The organism is Acidimicrobiia bacterium (assembly GCA_016650365.1).
Classification (GTDB): Bacteria; Actinomycetota; Acidimicrobiia; order Spongiisociales; family JAENVV01; genus JAENVV01.
In genome coordinates, this window is sequence record JAENVV010000007.1 from 1 (window position 1) to 5,672 (window position 5,672).

Genomic DNA, 5,672 nt, shown 5'->3' on the forward strand with positions numbered 1-5,672 from the left:
AATTCAATGGAGCCCCCTCGTGACAACCGGACACACCTCGCCCAGTGCTCGAAAGAGCCGGATCGCTTCGACGATGGGCAAAGCCAAGATCCTCATGGAAGCGGCTCCGTATATCAGGGCGTTCAAAGGGAAGGTCGTCGTCATCAAATACGGTGGGTCGGCGATGACCAGCGAAGAGTTGCGAGATTCGTTCGCCGGAGATGTCACATTGCTCAGCCTGGTCGGTATCCGGCCGGTGATCGTCCACGGTGGCGGACCCCAAATCACCAGGGCGATGGGCCAGTCAGGTGTTGAGCCGGTGTGGGTTGACGGGCTGCGCGTCACAGACGCGGCCACGATCCGTGTGGTGCAATCGGTTCTGGCCGGCGAGGTCAATCCGGATATTGTCCGGTTGCTCAGCGGTCATGGGGCGGTCGCGGCCGGGGTGACCGGGATTGACGGAGGCTTGTTCACTGCCGTTCCCAAAGACGATCGCCTCGGATTTGTGGGCGAGATCGAGGCAGTGGACCCGACGCTCGTGCTGGCGATGTTGGATCAGGGAATCGTTCCTGTGGTTGCTCCACTTGCCAGGGGAAAAGATGGCCACGCCTACAACCTGAACGCCGACACGGCCGCCGGTGCGCTGGCTGAGGCCCTGAGTGCAGAGAAGCTGGTCTACCTTACCGACGTCGAAGGGCTCTACTCGGACCTCGGCGACGAAGATACCTTGCTTCCGCGGGTAGGGATTAGCGAGCTGGAAGATATGATTGCCTCGGGTTCTGCCTCAGCCGGCATGGTCCCCAAGCTCCGTTCTTGTATCTCGGCGATGAAAGCCGGCGTGCGCCAGGCCCACATCCTTGATGGCCGGGTTCAACATGCGGTCCTTCTTGAGATCTTTACACCCGAGGGTATCGGAACCATGGTCGAGGTCCGCTGACATGTTGTATGGATATGTGGCTCCTCGTATCGTTATGCGACCATGAATACTGCTTCGCGGCGCCGCTTGATCCGCAGACTCCTCATGGAGAACGTCGTTTCCAGTCAGAGCGAAATTGTGGACTTATTGATAGGCGAGTCCCACGAGGTGACCCAGGCGACGGTTTCTCGTGATCTCCATGCGCTGGGAGCGGTGAAGTCGAGGTGGAATGGTCGGTTGCGATATGTTTTACCTGACGACGCGACACCCTCCGACGGGGAGTATGTCATCCTGGCGCGAGCTCTGGTTGAGTTTGTGGAATCGATCTCGGTATCGGCAAATTTGGTCGTTATCAAAACGTCGCCAGGGGCGGCCGGGGTGGTCGCAGGTGCGATCGACGCGTCGCCACTGCATGGCGTGTTGGGCACCATTGCCGGTGACGACACGCTCATGATCGTGGCGGACGAACAATATGGCGGAATCGGATTGGCGAACCGTCTTGAACAAATTGGAGCTGGGTAATGAAGAAAGTAGTACTTGCATATTCCGGGGGGCTTGATACCTCGGTGATTCTCACCTGGCTGAAAGAGGAGTACGACGTCGAAGTCGTGGCGTACACGGCCGACGTCGGGCAAGGCGAAGAGGTGGCCGAAGCCAAAGCCAAGGCGATGGCGACAGGAGCCATCGAGGCCATTGCCGAAGACCTGACTGAGGAGTTTGTTGGTGAGTACGTGTTTCCTGCCTTGCGAGCCAATGCCATTTATGAAGGGCACTACCTGCTTGGAACCGCCCTGGCCCGACCGGTCATTGCCAAAGGGCTTGTCCGAGCGGCTGAGGCGACCGGTGCTGACGGGATCGCTCACGGGGCGACCGGAAAAGGCAATGACCAGGTTCGATTCGAGGTGTCCGCCTATGCGCTGAAGCCGGATATCAAGGTTATTGCCCCGTGGCGCGAATGGAAACTACGCGGCAGAGCCGACTGCGTGGCATACGCCGAAGCACGCGGGATCCCGGTCCCGGTCACAAAGGAGAAGCCGTACTCGATGGACGCCAACCTGCTGCACATCTCGTATGAGGGCGGCGTTCTGGAGGATCCGTGGGTGGGACCACCCAAAGGCATGTTCAAGATGACGGTGGACCCCGAGGATGCCCCCGATCAGGCTGAAATCGTAACGGTCACCTACGACCAGGGTGATCCGGTCGCGGTAAACGGTGAAGCGCTCGGACCGGCTGCTCTTCTAACCCGGCTGAATGAAATGGCCGGTGCGCATGGAGTTGGTCGGGTCGATATCGTTGAGAATCGGTTCGTCGGGATGAAGTCGCGGGGCGTCTACGAAACTCCTGGTGGAACGGTCTTGCACTTTGCCCACCGGGCGGTCGAATCCCTTACGCTTGATCGAGAAGTAATGCATCTACGGGACAGTCTCATACCTCGCTATGCGGCGATGGTGTATAACGGTTTCTGGTTCTCACCCGAACGCGAAGCGTTGCAGTCCTTCGTCGACACCACCCAGCACCGCGTGTCTGGTGAGGCACGATTACGGCTCTACAAAGGCGGGGTGTATGTCGAGGGACGTCGATCCGATTATCGACTGTATGACCAGGCAACGGTCACGTTTGAGGAGGATGACGTGTACGACCAGGCGGACGCCGCCGGGTTCATTCGTCTCAACGCCCTGCGCCTGCGTCGTTCGGCCGAGGCTCGTCTGGGTCAAGGGGAGTAGATGTCGACTCTATGGGGAGGCGGGTTTGCCGAAGGCCCCGATGCACTGTTGTGGGCCTATACGGTTGACACCGCCGATCATCGACTGATTTTTGATGACTTGCGCGGCTCGTGGGCACACGTTGGCATGCTCGGAGAACAAGAAATCATTACAGCCGAAGAGGCCGACCAGCTACAGGCGGGGATTCTGGAGCTTGTCGAAGAGGTAGAGGCGGGCGAGTTTCTGTTTCTCGAAACGGATGAAGATGTCCACTCCGCAACCGAGCGGCGTCTTATCGAGAAGATTGGGGACCTTGGTCGCAAGGTTCATACCGGCCGATCGAGAAATGACCAGATCGCCCTAGACCTACGGCTGTACCTGGGTCGCTCCGGTGTTGCTCAACTTCGTCATCTCGCCGATATGGCGACCGTGTTGGTCGACCAGGCCGAGCGGGTCGGCGACGTGGTCGTTCCGTCCTACACGCACCTACAACAGGCACAGGCAGTCCCGCTAGCCCACCATCTCCTCGCCTATGCCGAGATGTTCAGGCGCGACGCCGAGCGAATGCAGGCCGCCATATACCGAACCCAGGTATCGCCGCTGGGCGCGAGCGCTTCGGGAGGCTCGAGCCTGCCGCTCGACCCGGCAACCTCGGCCAGGCTGCTCGGCTGGCGTTGGCACTTCACGAACTCCATGGATGCGGTCGCCTCGCGCGATTTCGTAGCCGAGTACGTTTTTGTCTGTGCCCAAACCATGGTCCACCTTTCCCGACTTGCCGAAGAAATCATCCTCTGGACGACGGCTGAATTTGGGTGGGTCTCGTTTCCCGACACGTTTACGACGGGATCGTCGGCCATGCCTCAAAAGAAGAACCCGGACGTAGCCGAACTGGTCCGGGGCCGGTCGGCCGGGGTAATTGGTGATCTGGCGGCCATCATGAGCCTTCAGAAGGGCCTCCCGATGACCTATAACCGTGACCTTCAGGAGGACAAACGAATCGTGTTTCATGCCGACGATGTCCTGGCCGGGTCTTTGCGAACCCTGGGAGCAATGTTGGCGACGGCGGTCTTTCATCCCCCGGCTCCCAACCCGGAGGTGACGGCCCTTGACATGGCCGAGCTACTCGTCGGGCGGGGAGTGGCGTTTCGGACTGCCCACGAAGCGGTAGGAGGGCTTCTCTTGACGTTGGCATCCGACGGGCGTACGTTCGCGGAAGCCACGGCTTCCGACCTTGCCAACGCTCACGAGCTTTTCGAGCCAGGTGACGTGGCCCGCCTCGACCCGATCGAGTCGGTGCTTCACCGTGTTAGCCCCGGCGGTGGGTCCTACGGGGAGGTCGTCAAGCAGATTAAGCGGCTTCGGTCACTTTTGGCAGAGGTTGGCAATTAGAGTTCCGGGGTCGGCGGCCGCCAAGACTGTTGTCGGGCTGGGCGGGCGATGAACACCGCGAAAAGAGGATCCTGGTGGGTTGGATTCCCTGGCTATCAGGGATCGTGTTTGCTGCCCTGGGCTGGAGCGTCGGTCGGGCGACAAACCAATGGTACGCAGCGAGCCGTGAGGCGACTCGTCGACAAATGAACGTGCGATCGATTCGGACCCTGGGGCTGATGATCGGATGTTGGGCGCTCGCCTGGCAAGGGTTCCTGCGCTTCGGCAGTTTCGATCTGGAGTCGAGGTGGGTGGTCGTCACGATGATGCTGCCGTTGGCCGGTCTCGGGTACATCCTGGCCGTTCGCCAATATGGCGTCACGCTGTTCGGTCGGCGTCTGCCGAGGCGGTTGCGTCCGAGGTTGTTTGTCCGGCGCTAGACAGCCCCAAGGAGGGCGATGGTGGCGGCGAGGGTAAGGGCGCTGGCCACGGTCGAAACCAGTACGACTGTGGTAACAAAGTCCGGTTCCAGGTCGTGCTCGATGGCTATGAGCGCCGCGAATACGGCGGCCGGCATCGCTGATTGGAGAACCGTTACTCCGGCCGGGTCGCCGGACAAACCGAATACTGTCGAAGCCGTCGCCGCAATGGCCGGGGCAGCTACCAGCCTGAGGCCTGAGGCCACCCACACGCCGGTGGTCAGTCGAGGACGTTCCATGCCGGCCAACTGAATACCGAGCGTTACCAACATGACCCCGATCATGGCGTTGGCCATCAGTTCGATCGCCCGATCGGCGAAGAGAGGCAGGCCGATGTCGTTGACGTTGAGCACCAGCGCGATAGGGAGCACGGCGACCGTCGGGGTCGTGATGGCCCTGAACAGCGCCCGTCCGGGTGAGGAAGTACGCCAGGTCGCCGCCGTCACTCCGATCATGAATGCGGCGAAGTTGATAATGAGAAACGAGACTCCGGCGAGTGGGAGTGCCTCCTCTCCGAAGGCAAAAGCGACGATTGGTATGCCGAAATTGCCGACATTGCCGAATACTGCGATCAGAACCGTCGCGGCGGTGATCGAGTAACCCCAGTGAAAAAGTCGTCCCGCCACCAGACCGAGCAGCGACAGTATTGCCGTGGTGACCACCATGACGACTGCCATTTGAGTGACCACCGCAGTCTCGATGTCTGCCCGCCGCAGGAGGTCGAGGAAAAAGGCGGGGGCAAGGACATAATAGGCAACCTTGGCAAGGGGAGCCGGATCGAGGCCCATCCGTCCGCCCACGACGAGACCGATCCCGACCAGTGCGAAGACCGGTAACAAAATGTCAACAAAGATAGGAAGCAGGTCGCCCATGTTGGGCGCACTTTACGGCTTCGGCTCCGGGACTGGGCATCGTGGCCCTATGGCCATTCGAATGCCGCCAGAAAGAGTTCGCCAGTTCTTGGGTGCAGACCAGCTGAAGAGTTTGGCCGCCGAAACGGAGTCGTCGGTGGTTGGGTCGTCCGCATCATCCCACCAAGATCATCGCTTTTGATGACATCGCCGGCTAGGTGCCGAACAGGCGCGAATCCATTGCCGTCGGTTTATTACGAGACGTCGGCATCGAAGCGACGACCGCGCTTGAACGGGAGGCCGATCGCCTGTCAGGATGGATAGGGCCGGTCGGTCTGCGATTTCGGTTTCCGAGCCCCTACGAGAAGGAACTTCG

6 protein-coding genes are annotated in these 5,672 nt (G+C 60.4%); 5 read left to right on the forward strand and 1 reads right to left on the reverse strand.

The window, feature by feature from the left end; translation table 11 throughout:
• Positions 1-73 precede the first annotated feature (73 nt).
• The 5 genes from argB to JJE47_00685 all read left to right on the forward strand — a co-directional run bounded on the left by argB (position 74) and on the right by JJE47_00685 (position 4,406).
• Positions 74-916, forward strand: coding sequence for an acetylglutamate kinase (argB, locus tag JJE47_00665; protein MBK5265922.1), 843 nt, complete (start codon positions 74-76; stop codon positions 914-916).
• 42 nt (positions 917-958) lie between these two features.
• Complete coding sequence (locus JJE47_00670; GenBank protein ID MBK5265923.1) at positions 959-1,417, forward strand: hypothetical protein; 459 nt, start codon at positions 959-961, stop codon at positions 1,415-1,417.
• Positions 1,417-2,619, forward strand: coding sequence for an argininosuccinate synthase (locus JJE47_00675; GenBank protein MBK5265924.1), 1,203 nt, complete (start codon positions 1,417-1,419; stop codon positions 2,617-2,619). The genes JJE47_00670 and JJE47_00675 overlap by 1 nt, the downstream gene beginning before the upstream one ends.
• The gene (gene argH / locus JJE47_00680; GenBank protein MBK5265925.1) at positions 2,620-3,987 is read left to right on the forward strand and encodes an argininosuccinate lyase; all 1,368 of its coding nucleotides are present in this window, start codon (positions 2,620-2,622) and stop codon (positions 3,985-3,987) included.
• 218 nt (positions 3,988-4,205) lie between these two features.
• On the forward strand, positions 4,206-4,406 hold the full coding sequence (locus JJE47_00685) for a hypothetical protein (GenBank protein ID MBK5265926.1): 201 nt from the start codon (positions 4,206-4,208) through the stop codon (positions 4,404-4,406).
• On the opposite strand, the gene JJE47_00690 is transcribed toward JJE47_00685, so the two are convergent.
• Positions 4,403-5,317: an AEC family transporter gene (locus JJE47_00690; protein ID MBK5265927.1), complete on the reverse strand. Its 915-nt coding sequence runs from the start codon at positions 5,315-5,317 to the stop codon at positions 4,403-4,405. The genes JJE47_00685 and JJE47_00690 overlap by 4 nt on opposite strands.
• Positions 5,318-5,672 lie beyond the last annotated feature (355 nt).